At 59.0% G+C, this 17,149-nt stretch carries 17 protein-coding genes and 1 tRNA gene; 7 read left to right on the forward strand and 11 right to left on the reverse strand.

Features of this window, described 5'->3' with window-relative positions:
- Positions 1 to 234: 234 nt before the first annotated feature.
- Complete coding sequence (locus ACQRBT_RS25935) at positions 235 to 1,932, reverse strand: cyclic peptide export ABC transporter (RefSeq protein WP_060756411.1); 1,698 nt, start codon at positions 1,930 to 1,932, stop codon at positions 235 to 237.
- Between the two features lie 319 nt (positions 1,933 to 2,251).
- Here ACQRBT_RS25935 and ACQRBT_RS25940 point away from each other — a divergent pair, with 319 nt between their 5' ends.
- From ACQRBT_RS25940 to ACQRBT_RS25955, 4 genes are all read left to right on the forward strand, one after another.
- A complete protein-coding gene (locus ACQRBT_RS25940) occupies positions 2,252 to 3,067 on the forward strand; it encodes a helix-turn-helix transcriptional regulator (RefSeq protein ID WP_060756412.1) in 816 nt (271 codons plus the stop codon).
- A 62-nt stretch (positions 3,068 to 3,129) separates the two neighbouring features.
- Positions 3,130 to 4,569: an efflux transporter outer membrane subunit gene (locus ACQRBT_RS25945; protein ID WP_412046940.1), complete on the forward strand. Its 1,440-nt coding sequence runs from the start codon at positions 3,130 to 3,132 to the stop codon at positions 4,567 to 4,569.
- Positions 4,566 to 4,772 (forward strand): hypothetical protein, encoded by a 207-nt coding sequence (locus tag ACQRBT_RS25950; RefSeq protein WP_104993277.1) that lies wholly within the window; start codon positions 4,566 to 4,568, stop codon positions 4,770 to 4,772. Before ACQRBT_RS25945 ends, ACQRBT_RS25950 begins: the two co-directional genes overlap by 4 nt.
- A 93-nt stretch (positions 4,773 to 4,865) precedes the next feature.
- Positions 4,866 to 6,329, forward strand: coding sequence for a carbohydrate-binding protein (locus ACQRBT_RS25955; protein WP_412046941.1), 1,464 nt, complete (start codon positions 4,866 to 4,868; stop codon positions 6,327 to 6,329).
- Positions 6,330 to 6,431: 102 nt separating this feature from the next.
- Here the strand turns inward: ACQRBT_RS25955 and ACQRBT_RS25960 are convergent, their stop codons facing one another.
- From ACQRBT_RS25960 to ACQRBT_RS25970, 3 genes are all read right to left on the reverse strand, one after another.
- Positions 6,432 to 6,839 (reverse strand): DUF2000 family protein, encoded by a 408-nt coding sequence (locus ACQRBT_RS25960; RefSeq protein ID WP_412046942.1) that lies wholly within the window; start codon positions 6,837 to 6,839, stop codon positions 6,432 to 6,434.
- A 131-nt stretch (positions 6,840 to 6,970) separates the two neighbouring features.
- A complete protein-coding gene (locus ACQRBT_RS25965; RefSeq protein ID WP_104993274.1) occupies positions 6,971 to 7,432 on the reverse strand; it encodes a transketolase in 462 nt (153 codons plus the stop codon).
- 55 nt (positions 7,433 to 7,487) lie between these two features.
- The gene (locus ACQRBT_RS25970) at positions 7,488 to 8,504 is read right to left on the reverse strand and encodes a 1-aminocyclopropane-1-carboxylate deaminase (protein ID WP_090372028.1); all 1,017 of its coding nucleotides are present in this window, start codon (positions 8,502 to 8,504) and stop codon (positions 7,488 to 7,490) included.
- A gap of 197 nt (positions 8,505 to 8,701) precedes the next feature.
- Here ACQRBT_RS25970 and ACQRBT_RS25975 point away from each other — a divergent pair, with 197 nt between their 5' ends.
- Positions 8,702 to 9,211, forward strand: a complete 510-nt coding sequence (locus tag ACQRBT_RS25975) for an Lrp/AsnC family transcriptional regulator (protein ID WP_104993273.1) — start codon at positions 8,702 to 8,704, stop codon at positions 9,209 to 9,211.
- 131 nt (positions 9,212 to 9,342) lie between these two features.
- On the opposite strand, the gene ACQRBT_RS25980 is transcribed toward ACQRBT_RS25975, so the two are convergent.
- The 6 genes from ACQRBT_RS25980 to ACQRBT_RS26005 form a co-directional block, all read right to left on the reverse strand.
- Positions 9,343 to 9,418, reverse strand: a tRNA-Gly gene (locus ACQRBT_RS25980).
- Between the two features lie 59 nt (positions 9,419 to 9,477).
- Positions 9,478 to 10,038: a CDP-diacylglycerol--glycerol-3-phosphate 3-phosphatidyltransferase gene (gene pgsA, locus ACQRBT_RS25985; protein ID WP_060756420.1), complete on the reverse strand. Its 561-nt coding sequence runs from the start codon at positions 10,036 to 10,038 to the stop codon at positions 9,478 to 9,480.
- A 32-nt stretch (positions 10,039 to 10,070) separates the two neighbouring features.
- The gene (gene uvrC / locus ACQRBT_RS25990; protein ID WP_412046943.1) at positions 10,071 to 11,894 is read right to left on the reverse strand and encodes an excinuclease ABC subunit UvrC; all 1,824 of its coding nucleotides are present in this window, start codon (positions 11,892 to 11,894) and stop codon (positions 10,071 to 10,073) included.
- A gap of 1 nt (position 11,895) precedes the next feature.
- A complete protein-coding gene (gacA, locus tag ACQRBT_RS25995; RefSeq protein WP_003190387.1) occupies positions 11,896 to 12,537 on the reverse strand; it encodes a response regulator transcription factor GacA in 642 nt (213 codons plus the stop codon).
- A 205-nt stretch (positions 12,538 to 12,742) separates the two neighbouring features.
- On the reverse strand, positions 12,743 to 13,177 hold the full coding sequence (locus ACQRBT_RS26000) for a GNAT family N-acetyltransferase (protein WP_412046944.1): 435 nt from the start codon (positions 13,175 to 13,177) through the stop codon (positions 12,743 to 12,745).
- Between the two features lie 19 nt (positions 13,178 to 13,196).
- Positions 13,197 to 13,946, reverse strand: a complete 750-nt coding sequence (locus tag ACQRBT_RS26005; RefSeq protein WP_412046945.1) for a carbon-nitrogen hydrolase family protein — start codon at positions 13,944 to 13,946, stop codon at positions 13,197 to 13,199.
- A gap of 605 nt (positions 13,947 to 14,551) precedes the next feature.
- On the opposite strand from ACQRBT_RS26005, the gene ACQRBT_RS26010 reads away from it, so the two are divergent.
- On the forward strand, positions 14,552 to 15,631 hold the full coding sequence (locus ACQRBT_RS26010; RefSeq protein WP_104993270.1) for a 3-deoxy-7-phosphoheptulonate synthase: 1,080 nt from the start codon (positions 14,552 to 14,554) through the stop codon (positions 15,629 to 15,631).
- Between the two features lie 169 nt (positions 15,632 to 15,800).
- Positions 15,801 to 16,619 (forward strand): 2,5-didehydrogluconate reductase DkgB, encoded by an 819-nt coding sequence (dkgB, locus tag ACQRBT_RS26015; protein ID WP_412046946.1) that lies wholly within the window; start codon positions 15,801 to 15,803, stop codon positions 16,617 to 16,619.
- On the opposite strand, the gene ACQRBT_RS26020 is transcribed toward dkgB, so the two are convergent.
- A complete protein-coding gene (locus ACQRBT_RS26020; protein WP_060756426.1) occupies positions 16,616 to 17,038 on the reverse strand; it encodes a hypothetical protein in 423 nt (140 codons plus the stop codon). The genes dkgB and ACQRBT_RS26020 overlap by 4 nt on opposite strands.
- Positions 17,039 to 17,149: the final 111 nt, after the last annotated feature.

Genomic DNA, 17,149 nt, shown 5'->3' on the forward strand with positions numbered 1-17,149 from the left:
GATAAAAAAGCCGCCCACAGCGTGACCTGATAAGCGCATTGGCAAATTTAATCATCGGCGTTTTGGGCTGTATGTCACCCGAATCCCGGACAATCACGGGACACGGAAATATTTCGTAATTTCTCAATTATCTTTTTGATATTTAAGAATTTTTAACCACAAAAAAGCACGACACCTGCAGTTTTTAAACCTATAGGTGTCGTGCTTGGGGGAAAGGCGTCGGCATCGCCTGGATCAGGCGCGACGGTCCTCGGCGACAAGGCTTACATCGGAGACGATATGGCCGTCGACCAACTTGACGATGCGGTCAGCCAATTGGAAGTATTGATCATCATGCGTAATGATCAGCACGGTCTTTCCGCGACGCTTGAGCTCCGGCAGCAACTCTTCATAGAAGAAGCGCTTGAACGGAGGATCCTGGTCCGCCGCCCACTCATCGAGGACATACACCGGGCGATCTTCCAGGTAGGCACACACCAGGGCCAGGCGTTTTTGCTGGCCGTAGGACAGCTCTTTGGTGGTGGAATACCCCAGCCCTTCGATCTTGATTTTTTCGGCCAGGCCCAGTGCGGCCAGGTACTTCTGCGCCTGGGCCGGATTGACCTCCTCGCCTTCAGGACCGATCAGGCGGTTGAACAGATGGAAGTCGCTGAATACCGCGGAAAACAGGTCACGGTAGTCACTGCGGGTTTCATCGTTGACGGCGACGCCGTCGAGCAATATCTGCCCGGCCTGGGGCACGTACAACCCGCATAGCGCCTTGACCAGGGTACTTTTGCCGCAACCGTTGCCGCCGATGATGTAGATCAACTCACCGCTGTTGATGGTCAGGTCGACCGGCCCCAGCGCGAAACCGTTCTCCGCGTCGGCGCCACGATAGTTCATCACCACCCCCTTGAGCGTGATCTGGCGCCAGTGCTTCTTGTGCTCCAGGCGCAGGACATTGGTGTTATCCGGCTCGTCCTGTTCGGCGTGGTGTTCGTTGATCAGGAAACCAAATTCGGCGAGACGGCTGACCGCAATCCGCCCTTGCGCCACGACCGGCATTGCACCGATCAGCAACCCCAGCGGTCCCAGGATATACATCACCGTCAACACGCTGCCGGTCATCACTTGACTGTCAGCCACCATCAGCAACGGCAACGCGAACACCAGGCTGCCGATCAGCAGTGACTGGGTGACCAGCCCCATGTTTTCCGCACCGAGGTACCACATATGCTCGATGAAATTGAAGCGCGCCACCCGCGTGGACGACTCCTTGATGGCAGAGCGGCCAAACCAGCGACGGCGAATGCCGTTGAGCTTCAACTCCTTGAGGCCGAAGACCAGCCCGTGCGTGTGTTCGTTGAAAGCGGTGAACTCATCACGCACGCGGCCGGTGAACTTTACGCCGCCGAGAAACAGGAAGACGTACAGAATCGCACCCACTGCCAACAACGCCAGGGTTAACGCAAACACCGTCCACGACAGGTAAGCCAGGTAAGCCAGGCCGCACATGAACACCGTGCATTCCACCAGGACCACGGGCATCACCAGCAGCGTCGCATTGAGCTGCGGAATATCGGTGGTCAGCAGCGTCAGCACATTGGGCGGGCCGCGCCGATCCACTTCTTCGAGGGGCGAAGAAAGGATTTTCTGGCACAACGCTATGCGCAGGCGCGTCATCAATTTCATGTTGGCGTACGCGGGAAACAAGGTCGCGCCGTTGCGAAACGCCAGCGCCACCACACTCAAACCGACAAACCAGTACAGCAAGTGCAACCGCGATCCCTGCTCGTAGATCGCCTGGTTGATCACGTTCACCACCGCGATCGCCGCCACGCCGCTGACGATGCCGGTGACCACTGAAAAGAAGGCCAGCCAGGGATGATTTTGCCAAAGCAGGCGCAAGACCGAGCCCGGCTTGGGCGGCTTCTCATGCTCTTTATTCATGGATTAACTCCTCAAATACACTCAAGACCGGGCAAGGCCCGTCAGGCAAACCGCTGCGACTGGCCAGGGTGCCGGAGCCGCAAGTGTACGGATTGCCCGGAATTCGGCTGTCCCCGAAAGCCTGTACAAAGCGTTGAGTGAGGCAAATCCATGAGGGGCAAGCGGCTGAGACCTGAATGTCCCCGCTTTCTATTACAGACCGTCGCGCAATGAGTGGGCCTAATACGGAGCCGAGTTGAACCCTTCAGGAGTGAACGATGGCTGCACTGCTCGCTCACCAACAACTTATAAAAACGGCGCCATCAAGGATGATTGGACTATGGATCTGACCAGCAGTATTCGAAATGCGGACAGCCCACACTTCTATTTCATACTCGGCGAGTTGATCTCCAGTACTGACCAGGATCACTTCGCACTCAACATGCTCAAGCTGATCGACAAACTCTTGCCGGTCACGGCGTTGACGCTCAGCGAATGGACACTCGATAAGTCAAACGCTCAACTGACCGACATCAAGCCCTTGGGCAATGCCGGCGACCCCGCCGACTTCCCTGCACCCGACGCAAGCCTTCCTGCCCATAACCCTCAACTGCTCAAGGAAGTGCTGGAGATGGAGGGCTCGCTGTTGATCCGTATGAACACGCGCCCCAAAGGTGCAGCCGGCAAGGGCACGCGCCGTGCGGCGCACCAGTGCACGCTGGCGTCACGCGACGGCAACCGGCGCTGCGTGGTGACCTTGTATCGGTCGCCCACGCACAAGGATTTTTCCTTGAGCGAATTGTCGCTGCTCAAGAACCTCTCCGAAGCCCTGCTGCCGCTGATTGAAAATTATGCCCAGTTCAGCCGCCAGAGCTCACTGCGAAAAATGGGCAGCTGGATGGCGACCCTGGTCACCCATCAGGAACCGACGCACATTCATCGCGAATTTCAAAAGCGCCTGGCGTTGTGCGACATCACCTTATCGACCCGCGAACAGGAAGTTTGCCTGGGTTTGCTCAACGGCAAGACGGTGCCGGAAATAGCAGAAACGCTGCAGCTGAAAAATAGCTCTATCGAAACCTACCTCAAGCGTGCCACCGCAAAGCTTGGGGTCAGCGGCCGACATGGATTGACCCGATGGATGGTCGGCGCCTAGCGCAACTCAAGCAACGGGTCGCTACGCAGCCACCCGTGCCCCTTTTCAAATGAGGCTGGCTCATGAACAAGTTTGCTTTCTCTCTGGTAACGGTTGCAGTGGCACTGAGCGGCTGCTCGCTCATCCCCGATTACCAGCAACCGGCCGCACCCGTGGCGCCACAGTATCCCCAAGGTCCGGCATATGCCGCTGCCGCTGGGACGGTCAGCGAAGAAGCGGCCAGCCAGGGATGGCGCACACTGTTTCGCGACCCGGCCCTGCAGCAACTGATTCAGACCGCCCTGACCCAGAACCGCGACCTGCGTGTGGCCGCCCTGAATGTCGAAGCCTACCGCGCGCAGTACCAGATACAGCGCGCCGACCTGTTCCCGGCGATTTCCGCCGGCGTCGGCGGTACCCGCCAGCGTGTCCCGGCGAGCATTACCCGCACCGGCAAAGCGGCAATCACCTCCACCTATTCGGCGACGCTGGGGATGAGTGCGTACGAACTGGATTTCTTCGGTCGCGTCCGCAGCCTCAGCGAGCAGGCGATGCAGGCTTACCTGGCCACCGAGCAAGCGCGCCGCAGTGCGGAACTGAGCCTGGTCGCCAGCGTCGCCAACGCCTACCTGACTTGGCGCGCCGACCAGGAGTTACTGGTGCTGACCCGCCAGACCCTGGCCTCCTACGAGGAAAGCCTGCGCCTGACCACCCGCAGCCTGGCGGTGGGGACCGCGTCGTCACTGGACGCCGCACAGGCGCAAACCAGTGTCGAGAACGCCCGCGCCAACCTGGCCCGCTACGAGCGTCAAGTGGCGCAGGACCGCAACAGCCTGACGCTGTTGATCGGCGGCGCACTGCCGCCATCCTTGCCGGCTCGGCCGCTGGCCAGTGACTTGATCGCCCAGGTGCCTTCCGGCCTGCCGTCGGACCTGCTGCAGCGCCGGCCCGATATCCTGCAGGCCGAATACCAGCTCAAGTCCGCCAACGCCAATATCGGCGCGGCCCGTGCCGCTTTCTTCCCCAGCGTCAGCCTGACGGCGAATGCGGGCGCCTCCAGCTCCCAACTGTCCAGCCTGTTCAAGGGTGGCTCGGGCAGTTGGACGTTCCAGCCCCAGATCAACCTGCCGATCTTCAATGCCGGCAGCCTGCGCGCAAGCCTCGACTATTCCAAGCTGCAGAAAGACATTGGTATCGCGCAGTATGAAAAAACCATTCAGACGGCGTTCCAGGAAGTCTCCGATGGCTTGGCGGCTCGCCAGACCTATGACGATCAACTGAGCGCACAACGCGACCTGGTGCGGGCGAACCAGACCTATTACGACCTCGCGCAACGTCGCTATAAAATCGGCGTGGACAGCAACCTGGTCTTTCTCGATGCACAGCGCTCGCTGTTTTCCTCGCAACAGACGCTGATCACCGACCGGTTGGCGCAACTGGTCGCCGAGGTCAACCTGTACACCGCCCTGGGCGGCGCCTGGGGAGAACCGACCCGCCTGGCCGTTGCCGAGACGCGCCCATGAGCACCTTCGAGCCCGGGCAATATGTACGCCTGCGCTCGGGGGGCAAGAGAATGCTGGTCAAACCAGCGCAGGACAGCACGCACCTGCCCAACACCACGCTGGTGCCCTGTGAATATCAAGAGAAAAAACGCACGGTCTTAGGGTTTTACATCGCCGCCAACCTCAAGTTGGCGGACGCGCCGCCGAAGGCGTCACGCGAGTGAGCACGTCGGCGCTCTGCATCAGCCCAAGCTTGAGCTGACTTCAAATCACAACAGGACAGTTGTTGATTCATTCAAATTCTAAAGGATTGGAATATGAGCAAGATTGATTTTTCCTCAGTAAAGAAACTGGCGAACGATGCAGCGTCGTTGATGCCGTCAATCGCCGGCAAGAAAATCCTCATGGGGTTCTGGCACAACTGGCCGGCGGGTTCCAGTGACGGTTACCAGCAGGGGCAGTTCGCCAACCTCAACCTGGTGGACATTCCCAAGGAATACAACGTGGTGGCTGTGGCCTTCATGAAAGGCAACGGCATTCCCACGTTCAAGCCTTACAACCTGTCGGACGAAGAGTTTCGTCGCCAGGTCGGGGTGCTCAACAGTCAGGGCCGCGCCGTATTGATCTCCCTCGGCGGTGCCGATGCGCATATCGAGTTGCATGACGGTGACGAGCGACCGCTGGCCAGGGAAATCATCCGCCTGGTGGAAACTTATGGTTTTGATGGACTGGACATCGACCTTGAGCAGAAAGCCATTCACACCGCCAACAACAAGACCGTTTTGCCGGCTGCGCTGAAACTGGTGAAGGATCACTACGCGGGGGAAGGCAAACATTTCATTATCAGCATGGCACCGGAGTTCCCGTATCTCGTCACGACCGGGGCGTACGTCGCCTACATCCAGGCACTGGAGGGTTACTACGATTTCATCGCGCCGCAGTACTACAACCAAGGGGGCGACGGTGTGTGGGTCCAGGAAGTCAACGGCGGAAAGGGTGAGTGGATTGCCCAGAACAATGATGCGCTGAAAGAAGACTTCCTGTTTTATCTGACTGAAAGCCTGCTCACAGGCACTCGTGAATACATCAAGATTGCCGCCGACAAGTTCGTGATCGGCTTGCCTAGTAATGTCGATGCGGCGGCGACCGGGTACGTCATTGACCCGGCGGCGGTGAGCAATGCCTTCAAGCGCCTGGATGCGGCAGGGTTGTCGGTCAAGGGGCTGATGACCTGGTCGGTGAACTGGGATGACGGCCTCAACAAGCAGGGAGCCCACTACAACTGGGAGTTCCGCAACCGTTACGCATCACTGATCCATGGCGACAGCGGCAATGAGCGGCCGTCGGCACCGGGGAGCTTGTCTTCCCCAGCCCGGACGGAAGTCAGCGTGACCTTGAACTGGAGCGCTGCCAGCGGTGTGCGCCCGATCGAGTTTTATACCTTGTATCGCAATGGCAGCCCGGTAGGCCAGACCGCCGCGTTGACCTTTACGGACAATGGCCTGACAGCGGATACCCAGTACAGCTATTTCGTCACCGCCACCGATAGCCAAGGCAATCAGTCGTTGCCGGGTGTCAGCCTGAACGTCAAGACCGCAGGTGGAATGACTGACCCGCAATACCCGGAGTGGCAACTGAATCATCACTATCGCAAGGACGATGGGGTGACGTATGAAGGCAATCGCTACGCGTGTATTCAGGAGCACACCTCCAATAGCGGTTGGGCCCCGAATGTTGCCTTTACCCTTTGGTCCAGGGTGGCGATTCAACGGCGGGCGTGATCCGCCGCAGACGATAACCAAGAGGACGCATTGCCGGCCGCATAAACAAAATGCCCGTACCTTTCGATACGGGCATTTTTGTTTATGTGCCTGGGCTGATTATCACGTGTGAAGCAATAAACCCTTCGTGGCTTTTTCCACGGCTTTTTTGGGCCCTCGAATACCGATCCCAACCAGGTTCAGATGCTGGGGGTCTTCTGCCAGAAATGCCTCACGGTTCGCCTGATCGTGGCCGGTTGAAAACATCGCAAAGACGTAGGGCACTATCGTGATATCGCGTGCCAGAGCTACGCGATGGGCAGTCTGGAGGCCCACCAGATCGGCTTCGAATATCAGCATCGGCTGTCCCAGCATCTTTGCATAAAGGTGGCCATTCGCATCGGCATAGGCGTCGCCCATGGCTTCGGGAGCCGCCGACGCGATACCGGTTGCAAGAAATGCGACGACGTTCAAACGCTGCCAGATCTTCAAGTCGTTGCGCACGATGATCGCGACTTTGGTGTCGAACATTAGCGGCTCCAATACCGTTTTCATTGGGGGCGGGATTAGCCGGTATTATTCGCAGCAATGACGTCAGCGGCTAGAACGTTTGTGCATGCCCGCTGCGCGGCGCGCACCTCATAGGAGAAACCTGACGGTTGTTAGCTGAAACAACGTTCTTGCAACACGCTTTTCACCAGCGTGCGCGTCACCGACAAAACCTCTTCTACCTGCCTATCAAGCGCTGCTGGGGATGCTGCGTCTTCCAGTTTGAGGACGCGCAGCGGGTGACCGCAGACTGATCCCAGCCAGGTGAGACGGGGTATCGGGCTGACTTCGACATCCAGTAAAAAGCAGCCCTTGGATACACCGCGCAGCAGTTGGCTGGCCTGACAGGGGGTTGCCGGCGCCGAGGCTGTCGGGTTGGAGCCCGACTGCAGCCAGTCGAGCATAAATGCCCTCGATTGCCGGACCGCCAGGTAGGCGACCTGATCCCAGTCGTCAATCGCCATGTGCAACGCGTCAATCAGGTATTTGGGCAAAGCGGCGCTGGTCACGATGACCACCCCGGTATCCGCCAGGGGTTCTTTCACCCAGATTGCAGACTGTGATATCGCATGCATGGTGGTACTCCCGGCAGGATTCTGGACGCGAGCGTGACTCCAGGCAGCGTTACGTTTAACCGTTACGGAACAGGAAGCTGTAGGCGTTCAGCGCCGGCACCCCGCCCAGGTGTGCGTAAAGCACTTTCGAGCCTTCGGGGAATTCACCGCGACGCACCATTTCAATCATGCCGTGCATCGATTTACCTTCGTACACCGGGTCTGTCAACACCCCTTCAAGGCGGCCGCACAGGCGGATGGCCTCCAATGTGCCTTCGTTGGGCAAGCCATATTCGGGGTAGGCAAAACGCGTATCGAGCACCACATCCGCCTCGGTAATCTCTTGACCCAGCTCCACCAGCTCAGCGGTGTGACGAGCGATACGCAGGATCTGTGCCTTGGTCTGTTCCGGCTTGGCCGAAGCATCAATACCAATCACTTTCCTGGAACGACCGTCGGCAGCGAAACCGACAACCATGCCCGCCTGCGTACTGCCGGTCACCGAGCAGACCACGATGTAGTCAAACTGGAAGCCCAGTTCTTTTTCCTGCTGCCGCACTTCTTCGGCAAAACCGACGAAACCCAGGCCGCCGTAGGGGTGCTCGGAACAACCCGCCGGAATCGGAAAGGGTTTGCCACCCTGCTCCACGACATCACTCATGGCCTTTTCCCAACTTGGCCGAATGCCAATATCGAAGCCTGCAGCGTCAAGCCGCACGTCAGCGCCCATGATGCGCGACATCTCGATGTTGCCTACGCGGTCATACACTGCGTCGGAATAATTCACCCAGTTTTCCTGCACCAGCACGCACTTCATGCCCAAGTGAGCTGCGACTGCAGCGACCTGGCGGGTCTGGTTCGACTGAATGCCACCGATGGACACCAGCGTATCGCAGCCTTGCTCGATCGCCTCGGGGATGAGGTATTCGAGCTTGCGTGTCTTGTTCCCGCCAAAGGCAAGGCCGCTATTGCAGTCTTCACGTTTGGCATACAGCTCGACCTTGCCCCCCAGGTGTTCACTCAGGCGCTTCAAGGGCGTGATGGGAGAAGGACCGAAGGTCAACGGATAACGTTTAAAACGATTCAGGTTCATGACTGTGCTCCTTGATAGTGGATATCCAAGCGCCAGGCCGAGAGAAAGAGGCCACATTCCGGGCTCTTTCAGGAGGGCTTCGATGAGTTAAATACTAAGAAGAATTCAGAAAATATGTGTTGCAAGTTTTTTCCATTTGGAAAAACATAATTTCCAAAAATTCACATCACACACACTTTTAATGTGTAAAAAACGATATGAAAGCAACAAATAATCGCCACAAGCCGGGCGCTACAGCCCCAGAGCCGCAGCCACTGGATCGAACCGACCGCGCGATTCTCAAGGCCCTGCAACGAGATGCCTCCATCTCCAATGTGGCGCTTGCGGAGAAGGTGAAATTGAGTGCCCCGGCCTGCCTCAGGCGTGTCGAGCGGCTCAAGCAGGTCGGCCTGATCAAAGGCATCGTCGCACTGCTGGACAATGACGCGCTGGACGCGGGGATGGTGGTCTTGATCGGTGTCGTGCTGGACCGCTCCACACCGGAATCTTTCGCCGCCTTCGAGGCGGCCGCACAAAAAGTCTCCGGCTGCATGGAATGCCATGTGGTGACGGGAGAGTTCGACTACTTCATGTTGATACGGACGAAGGACAGCAACAGTTTCAACCGGCTCCACGCGGAGCAATTGCTTTACCTGCCCGGCGTTCGCCAGATTCGGTCATTCATGGGGCTGCGCCAGGTCCTGTCGACGACCCAGATTCCGTTTTGAGGCTTGAACCAGATTCGAAAGGCTGCGCGTATGTGGTTTTTTTCGGTGATCGACGAGTTCCCGCCAGAGTCTGCCTGGAATCTGACGAGCAAAAAAAAAGCCACTCGATTGAGTGGCTTTTTCTTTGTGTCTGGAGCGGGAAACGAGACTCGAACTCGCGACCCCGACCTTGGCAAGGTCGTGCTCTACCAACTGAGCTATTCCCGCTTGGTGTTGCGCATTCTATAGATTTATCAGAACCCGTCAACCTCTTGATTCAAAAAAGTTTATTTCTTTTCAACGGTAGTACGCAGATGAGGCCAGGCAGCGCGCAAATATTGGAGCATGGACCACAGGGTCAGGCCGGCCGCAATCAGCAGCAAGGCGTAGCCAATGAATACCCAGAACGAAAAGTCCGAAGGGTTGGCCAGCAGGATCACCAGGGCGAGCATTTGCGCGGCGGTTTTCCATTTACCTAGGTTCGATACTGCAACATGGGCGCGGGCGCCGATTTCGGCCATCCATTCGCGCAGGGCCGAAACGACGATCTCGCGACCGATGATCACCGCGGCCGGCAAGGTCAGCCACAGGTTACCGTGCTCCTGCACCAGCAGGACCAGGGCCACCGCGACCATGAGCTTGTCTGCCACCGGGTCGAGGAACGCGCCGAACGGCGTGCTCTGTTCCAGGCGGCGGGCCAGGTAGCCATCGAGCCAGTCGGTGGCGGCGGCAAAGGCAAATACCGAACTGGAGGCGGCATAGCTCCATTCGTAAGGTAAATAGAACAGCAAAATAAAAATCGGAATAAGCAGGACGCGTAGAACGGTGATCAGATTAGGGATATTCATCGGCACAACTGGCTACGAGGTGAGAAGGCATTCTATTCGCTGTGCAGATTTGCATAAATCAACTCAGCGAGCTTTTTACTGATACCGGGTGCTTTGGCTATTTCGTCAATGCTGGCACGGGACAGCTCCTGCAAGCCACCAAAATGTTTAAGCAGGTCGCGACGCCGTGTCGGGCCAACCCCCGCCACCCCTTCCAGGGTTGAGGTGCGCCGGGTTTTGCCACGCCGGGCGCGGTGACCGGTAATGGCAAAACGGTGGGCTTCGTCGCGAATCTGTTGAATCAGGTGCAGTGCAGGCGAGTCGCCCTTCAAAGTGAACTCATGGGCGGCATCATTCAAGTACAACGTTTCGAAACCGGCCTTTCGCGTGGTGCCCTTGGCCACACCGAGCAGGATCAGGTCGGGCACCGCCAGTTCGTTGAGCACGTCACGCGCCATGGACAACTGGCCCTTGCCGCCGTCCACCAGCAGAATGTCGGGCAGCTTGCCCTCGCCGTCCTTCAACTTGCTGAAGCGTCGTGTGAGGGCCTGATGCATGGCGGCGTAGTCATCGCCGGCGGTGACGCCTTCGATGTTGTAGCGCCGGTAATCGGATTTGATCGGCCCTTCCGGCCCGAATACCACACAGGAGGCCACGGTGGCCTCGCCGCTGGAGTGGCTGATGTCGTAGCACTCCAGGCGCTGCGGTGGCTCGTCCAGGTTCAGGACCTCCGCCAGGGCGTCAAAGCGCGCGGCAACGTACTGCCGATTCGCCAGACGTGCGCCCAGGGCCTGTTCGGCATTGGTAACGGCCAATTGTTGCCAGCGCGCCCGGGTGCCGCGTACCCGATGGCTGATGTCCAGCTCACGGCCGCGCAGCTCGTGGATGGCCTCGATCAGCGTGGGAAAGTCTTCATGCACCACGTTGACGATCAGCTCCGACGGCAAGTCGCGCTCCGGACTGCTGACATAGTACTGGCCCAGGAACGCGGCCATGACTTCGGCGACATCTTCGTCGATGCCGGTCTGCGGGAAGAAATTCTTGCTGCCCAGCACCCGCCCGCCCCGCACGCTGATCAGGTGCACACACGCGCCGCCCGGGTTGACGAAAGCCGCGATCACATCGACGTCCCCGCTACCCCCCTCCATGCTCTGCTGGTCCTGGACACGACGCAGCAGGGATATCTGGTCACGCAGCTCAGCGGCGCGTTCGAAATCCAGGGTATTGGCGGCTTGCTCCATGGAAACCGAGAGTTCATCGGTGAGTGCATTACTGCGCCCCTCCAGGAACATGACCGAATGGCGAACATCCTCGGCATACTCCGCCGGCTCCACCAGGCCCACGCAGGGCGCCTTGCAGCGCTTGATCTGGTACTGCAGGCACGGCCGCGTGCGGTTCTTGTAGAAACTGTCTTCACACTGACGCACAAAAAAGGTCTTTTGCAGCAAGCTCAGGCTTTCACGAATCGCACCGGCACTCGGGTACGGGCCGAAATACTTGCCCTTCTGCTTCTTCGCGCCCCGGTGAATACTCAGACGTGGGAAGGCGCCGTCAGATAAAAACACGTAGGGGTAGGATTTATCGTCACGCAGCAGGATGTTATAGGGCGGGCGCCATTCCTTGATCAGCGTCTGCTCAAGTAGCAGCGCTTCAGTCTCGTTGGCGGTAATGGTGGTTTCGACCTGGGCGATACGCGCCACCAGCGCAGCGGTTTTCGTCGCGAGACCGGTCTTGCGAAAGTAGCTCGCCAGGCGGTTCTTCAGGTTCTTGGCTTTGCCGACGTAAAGCAGCCGCGCCTCGCTGTCGAACATGCGGTATACGCCGGGGCGGCCACTGCAGGTCGAGAGAAAGGCGCTCGGATCAAACGGTGTGGTCATGTCAGGCGCTGGCGTCCACCATGCCGTGGCGCACCGCGAGCAAGGTCAATTCAACATCACTGCTGATGGCAAGCTTCTCGAAGATACGATAGCGGTAGGTGTTGACGGTTTTTGGCGACAGGCACAGCTTATCGGAGATGGTCTGCACCTTCTGGCAACCCACGATCATCAAGGCGATCTGGATTTCCCGTTCCGAAAGTGCATCAAACGGCGAGTCACTGGTGGGCTGAAACGATTTGATCGCCAACTGCTGGGCGATCTGCGGGCTGATATACCGCTGGCCGGCAAACACCAGGCGAATGGCTTGCACCATCTCCGCCAGGCCCGCGCCCTTGGTCAGGTAGCCCGCCGCGCCTGCTTGAAGCAGGCGTGTTGGAAACGGGTCTTCCTCGCACACGGTCACCACCACGACTTTGATGTCCGGATGGCTGCGCAACAATTTGGTAGTGGCACCAAGACCGCCGATCCCGGGCATCTTGACGTCCATCAAAACCACATCGGGTTTCAACTCCCGGGCCTTGATCAGGGATTCCTCCCCCGATTCGGCCTGGCCGACTACTTGCAGGCCATCGATGTCAGCCAGCATTCGTGTAATGCCTGTACGAACGAGATCATGGTCATCGACTACTAGCACCCTAATCAAGCAGACACCTCGCGATATGGTCTTATAGGTTGCTGAACACCTTAGCAAAAAACCAAGGCGCAGACCTAGCTGCAAGCGTCATATATATAGAGTTTGGATACATAGCGGCCACACAGCGCGACGCGATTAGCGCAGTTTGCTGTGAGAACGGTCAGGATTTACGGGGGTGCGACCTGTTTTTTTCCTGTTCAACCCAACTGAGCGGTCAGGAAGGTGAGCGACAGACCCTTTCCATCCGCCAGAAGCAGCCTTCGTCACCGACGATACTCAAGCCCATGCGCTGATAAAGCCGCCTGGCCGGGTTTGTCTTGAACACGGTCAGGCGCAGCAGACCCTGCTCGCGAGCCTTCAGCGCCATCTGCGCCAACACCCAACTGCCAGCACCTTGCCCGCGCGCACCGTCGAGCATATGCAACTCGCGGATGTACAACGCCGCGCTGTCACAACTCACGCTGATAAAACCCATGACATGCCTGTCGCGGCAAACCAGCCAGTTTTCCCGACAGGCCCAGGCGGTATCAAAGCCATTATCCGACCATGACAAACCATACTGCAGGTAATAGTGGTTCATCGCCTCGTAGGTCAGGGTCCGGGCAAACAAGCGGTCCTGAGAGGTCGCTTCGCGCAGGTGAAACCCCATGAGGTTGCGCTCCTTCAACTCAAAGGTCGACTGCGTAGCCACTCCAGCCGCCGTCGGTGCGTTGGGCAACCAGGAGTGCATCGCCAACACCCGGCGCGGCAGCCACCAGGCGCCCCTCGGCGTCCCAAATGGCACTGCGACCGGCGCAAGCCCAGCCGCCAGACGGGCCACCGTGGTTGGCCATTAACACCAGCAGGCCATGTTCAACAGCATAGCCCTGGAGCAAGGCACTGTCCGTCGCATAGCCGCCTTCGCTGATCAGCACGCCGGCGGCGTACACACTGGCGCCGGCTTGCGCGGCCTGGCGTGGATGGCTGGCGTGGGAGAAGTCAGCGCAAACCGCCAACGCAATCCGCTCGCTCCCGAACTCAAGCGCCCGGCCACCCTGCCCCGCGACAAATGCCACCTCTTCGCCTGGGTGCAGATGTTGCTTGGTGTAGACCGCCAATGAACCGTCTGCCGCCAAAACCAGTGCACCAATCGATACGCCCGCCTCTGGCGCCAGCCGGATCGGCATCCCGACCACCACCGTCAAGCGCAGTTCACGTGCGCTGTCGCGTAGCGGTGCCAGCACCCGATCGTGTGGATCAATCGCCAATGCCGCGGCCAAGGACGGCTCATACCCGGTCAACGACAACTCCGGAAATACCAGGCATTGCACACCACGCTCGGCTGCCGCCTGCATGAAGACCAGGTGCCGTTCGATATTGGCCGCGACATCACCCGCGATGGAAATCGATTGAGCCGCAGCAAGGGTCAAGGCATTCATGGTTACATCCAGGCAGTCATCAAGGTTCTGTGAGCATATCTCGGCCCATAGTCGTCAGTCCTCCCAGGCAATAGAAATTACTGATTGAATCCACCCGTGCGCCTCTAGTAAGCTCCTTCCATCTTTCGGAGACACACCATGTTGCAACTCACCCACACTCAGGTTTGCCCTGCTGCCAGTGCCCAGCGCTCGGTATCGGCTACCCGTGTGAGCGGTTCGAGCGCAGCTGCAAGCTTTTATTTTGGGTATTGGTTTAGCCACTGGCGCGCCTGATACCTGAAATCGGCGCCCACTACTCAAGGGGTCGCCTACCAGAGAAATCTAAACCCCCGGTCGGCTCCCCGATCGGGGGTTTTGTTTTTTCAGGCCCCACTTATTTTCGGAACACTCAAGGAAATCACCACATGAACTACGCCACCTATTACCGCTACGACACCTGCACTGCCTGGCGATTTAGCAAGCTCCGTTCGGGACAGCCTGCCGCCTCCGATCGGTCACCTATTGGTGGCAAGCCAACACACGCAGCCAATACGGCCAATTGTCGAACACCCCAGTAGGGCAGAGCGCGCGGGAACAACCCGCCGCTTGCCCAGGAAGCCTTGAATATGAACTCCTCCGTCGCCGCTCTGCCCGTTTCGAACCTGAACAGCGCCAATGAAGCCCTGACTCAGCGTCTGCCCAGTTCCCTGGATTTAAAGCACCAGCTGCCTCTCAGCCCGTTCCTCGTTGAACAGATCCACGCCCATCGCCAAGCCGTGCGCGCCATTCTCAATGGCGAAGATTCACGCTTGCTGGTGATTGTCGGCCCGTGTTCGATCCACGACCCGGAATCGGCCATGGAGTACGCACGCAATCTGCAAAAGCTCGCCCGGGACGTCAGCGACCAGATGCTGCTGGTGATCCGCGCCTACGTCGAAAAACCGCGCACCACCATCGGCTGGAAAGGCCTGGCCTACGACCCACACCTGGACGGCAGCGATGACATGGCCACCGGCCTCAGCCTGTCCCGCGAACTGATGCGCGAAATGCTGCGCCTGGGCCTGCCGGTCGCTACCGAACTGCTGCAACCCATGGCTGCGGGCTACTTCGATGACCTGCTCAGCTGGGTCGCCATCGGCGCACGTACCACTGAATCGCAGATCCACCGCGAAATGGCCAGCGGCCTGGGTATGCCCGTGGGCTTCAAGAACGGCACCGACGGCGGCGTCGCGATTGCCTGTGATGCAATGCGCTCGGCGTCTCACCCACACCGCCATTTCGGCGTCGACAGCCAGGGCCATCCGGCGATCATCCAGACCCCCGGCAACCCCGACACGCACCTGGTGCTGCGCGGCGGTCATCGTGGGCCGAACTACGATGCGCAAAGCGTGGCGCAGGTGAAGCACGACCTGGCCAAATCCAAGGTGGCGGCGCGGATCATGGTTGACTGCAGCCATGCCAACAGCGGTAAAGACCCGCTGCGTCAACCCGCCGTATTCAACGACGTGCTGGAGCAGCGCTTGCAGGGCGATACCTCGCTGATCGGCATGATGCTCGAGAGCCATTTGTTCGAAGGCTGCCAACCGCTGAGCCCGGCCATGAAATACGGTGTATCGGTGACGGATGGTTGCCTGGGTTGGGACGGCACCGAGCCGTTGTTGCGCAGCGCCGCCGAACGTCTGCGCCTGCATCGCAACGCCAACTGACGCCTGCAGGAGCGAGCAAGTCTCAGCCCCCTTTCACTCCCCCTGGACTCGGGCTGAGGCTGCGATTCGTGATTTGCAGTCAAGAGTCCTTTTCGGAGCAGGCGGTTTTTCCGAAGGAACGACGGGCGGATACTCGGCTTCGTTGTTTATCGCCCTTCAGGAGTTACCGATGTCTATTCCCCAACAACCTGTTCCGGCCTTCGGCCTCGGCACTTTCCGCCTGCAAGGCCAAGTGGTCATCGACTCCGTCAGCACCGGCCTGGAACTGGGTTACCGCGTCATCGATACCGCGCAGATCTACGAGAACGAAGCACAAGTCGGTCAAGCCATCACCGACAGTGGCGTGCCGCGTGATGAGCTGTTCATCACCAGCAAGATCTGGATCGCCAACTTCGCCGAAGGCCAGTTGATTCCAAGCCTCAAGGAAAGCCTGCGCAAACTGCAGACCGACTATCTGGACCTGACCCTGATTCATTGGCCATCGCCGGAAGACCAGGTGCCCGTCGCCCAATTCATGGAGCAGTTGCTGGAAGCCAAGCGCCTGGGCCTGACACGCCAGATCGGCATTTCCAACTTCACCATCGACCTGATGAAGCAGGCCATTGCCGCAGTGGGCGCAGAGAACATCGCGACCAACCAGATCGAACTCCACCCTTACCTGCAAAACCGCAAGGTGGTGGACTTCGCCACCGCCCATGGCATCCAGATCACCTCGTACATGACCCTGGCCTACGGCGAAGTGTTGAACGACCCGGTAATCCAACAGATTGCCGAACGCCATCAGGCCACCCCGGCGCAAGTCACCCTGGCCTGGGCCATGCAGCTGGGCTACGCGGTGATCCCGTCGTCGACCAAGCGTGCCAACCTGGCAAGCAACCTCAAGGCCCTGCAACTGACCTTGAGCCCGGCCGATATGGCGCAGATTGCCGGCCTCGAACGTGGCCACCGCTTGACCAGCCCCAAGGGCATCGCACCGAAGTGGGACTAAACCCCGGCCACGGGGCGGCGGGATAACTCCCGCAGCCATGGCAACACCCGCAGCCCCTGGGGGGACGCGGGTGGATCGATGATGTCCATGAAGTGTTCAAGATTGACGTTGTCCGGCACACCCGGCAGGCGTACCAGCACCGTCGGCGTTGCACCGGCGAGCGCTCCCATGTCGAGCTGGTCGTAGACCAGCACATGGCGCACCTGTGGGTTTGGCCCGTCAGCACAGGCCGCCAGCCCCGCATTGATGATCAGCACATCGAAGGGCTCGGCCGGGATGGCCGTCAGGATCTGGACCTCTTCGAAGGTTTGCACCGGCACAATCCGGTGATACCCCAACTGGTTGAGCATTTTTTCGATGTACAGCCGTTGCAGGTGCTGTTCATCGGCAATCAGGATAGTCAGTGCTTTGTTCGGCATGGCAAGCCCCTGGGCTGGCAGTACTCGTCAGTGAGTGCCGACCATTTTCCAGACATACCTCGACGACAAAATCAGGCATGTTCCCCCTTCGCGTAGGAGTTCTCCCAAATC

This window comes from Pseudomonas sp. R19M (assembly GCF_050312585.1).
Classification (GTDB): Bacteria; Pseudomonadota; Gammaproteobacteria; order Pseudomonadales; family Pseudomonadaceae; genus Aquipseudomonas; species Aquipseudomonas palleroniana.

Excerpts from the sequence above, each read along its gene's own strand:
- ACQRBT_RS25965 (WP_104993274.1), bottom strand. The coding sequence starts at position 7,432 with ATGCATGCGATATCACAGTCTGCAATCTGGGTGAAAGAACCCCTGGCG.
- ACQRBT_RS25945 (WP_412046940.1), top strand. The coding sequence starts at position 3,130 with ATGAACAAGTTTGCTTTCTCTCTGGTAACGGTTGCAGTGGCACTGAGC.
- uvrC (WP_412046943.1), bottom strand. The coding sequence starts at position 11,894 with ATGACCACACCGTTTGATCCGAGCGCCTTTCTCTCGACCTGCAGTGGC.
- pgsA (WP_060756420.1), bottom strand. The coding sequence starts at position 10,038 with ATGAATATCCCTAATCTGATCACCGTTCTACGCGTCCTGCTTATTCCG.
- ACQRBT_RS25955 (WP_412046941.1), top strand. The coding sequence starts at position 4,866 with ATGAGCAAGATTGATTTTTCCTCAGTAAAGAAACTGGCGAACGATGCA.
- ACQRBT_RS25950 (WP_104993277.1), top strand. The coding sequence starts at position 4,566 with ATGAGCACCTTCGAGCCCGGGCAATATGTACGCCTGCGCTCGGGGGGC.
- ACQRBT_RS25970 (WP_090372028.1), bottom strand. The coding sequence starts at position 8,504 with ATGAACCTGAATCGTTTTAAACGTTATCCGTTGACCTTCGGTCCTTCT.
- ACQRBT_RS25960 (WP_412046942.1), bottom strand. The coding sequence starts at position 6,839 with ATGTTCGACACCAAAGTCGCGATCATCGTGCGCAACGACTTGAAGATC.
- ACQRBT_RS26000 (WP_412046944.1), bottom strand. The coding sequence starts at position 13,177 with ATGGGGTTTCACCTGCGCGAAGCGACCTCTCAGGACCGCTTGTTTGCC.
- dkgB (WP_412046946.1), top strand. The coding sequence starts at position 15,801 with ATGTCTATTCCCCAACAACCTGTTCCGGCCTTCGGCCTCGGCACTTTC.
- ACQRBT_RS26005 (WP_412046945.1), bottom strand. The coding sequence starts at position 13,946 with ATGAATGCCTTGACCCTTGCTGCGGCTCAATCGATTTCCATCGCGGGT.
- ACQRBT_RS25940 (WP_060756412.1), top strand. The coding sequence starts at position 2,252 with ATGGATCTGACCAGCAGTATTCGAAATGCGGACAGCCCACACTTCTAT.
- ACQRBT_RS25975 (WP_104993273.1), top strand. The coding sequence starts at position 8,702 with ATGAAAGCAACAAATAATCGCCACAAGCCGGGCGCTACAGCCCCAGAG.
- ACQRBT_RS26010 (WP_104993270.1), top strand. The coding sequence starts at position 14,552 with ATGAACTCCTCCGTCGCCGCTCTGCCCGTTTCGAACCTGAACAGCGCC.
- ACQRBT_RS26020 (WP_060756426.1), bottom strand. The coding sequence starts at position 17,038 with ATGCCGAACAAAGCACTGACTATCCTGATTGCCGATGAACAGCACCTG.
- ACQRBT_RS25935 (WP_060756411.1), bottom strand. The coding sequence starts at position 1,932 with ATGAATAAAGAGCATGAGAAGCCGCCCAAGCCGGGCTCGGTCTTGCGC.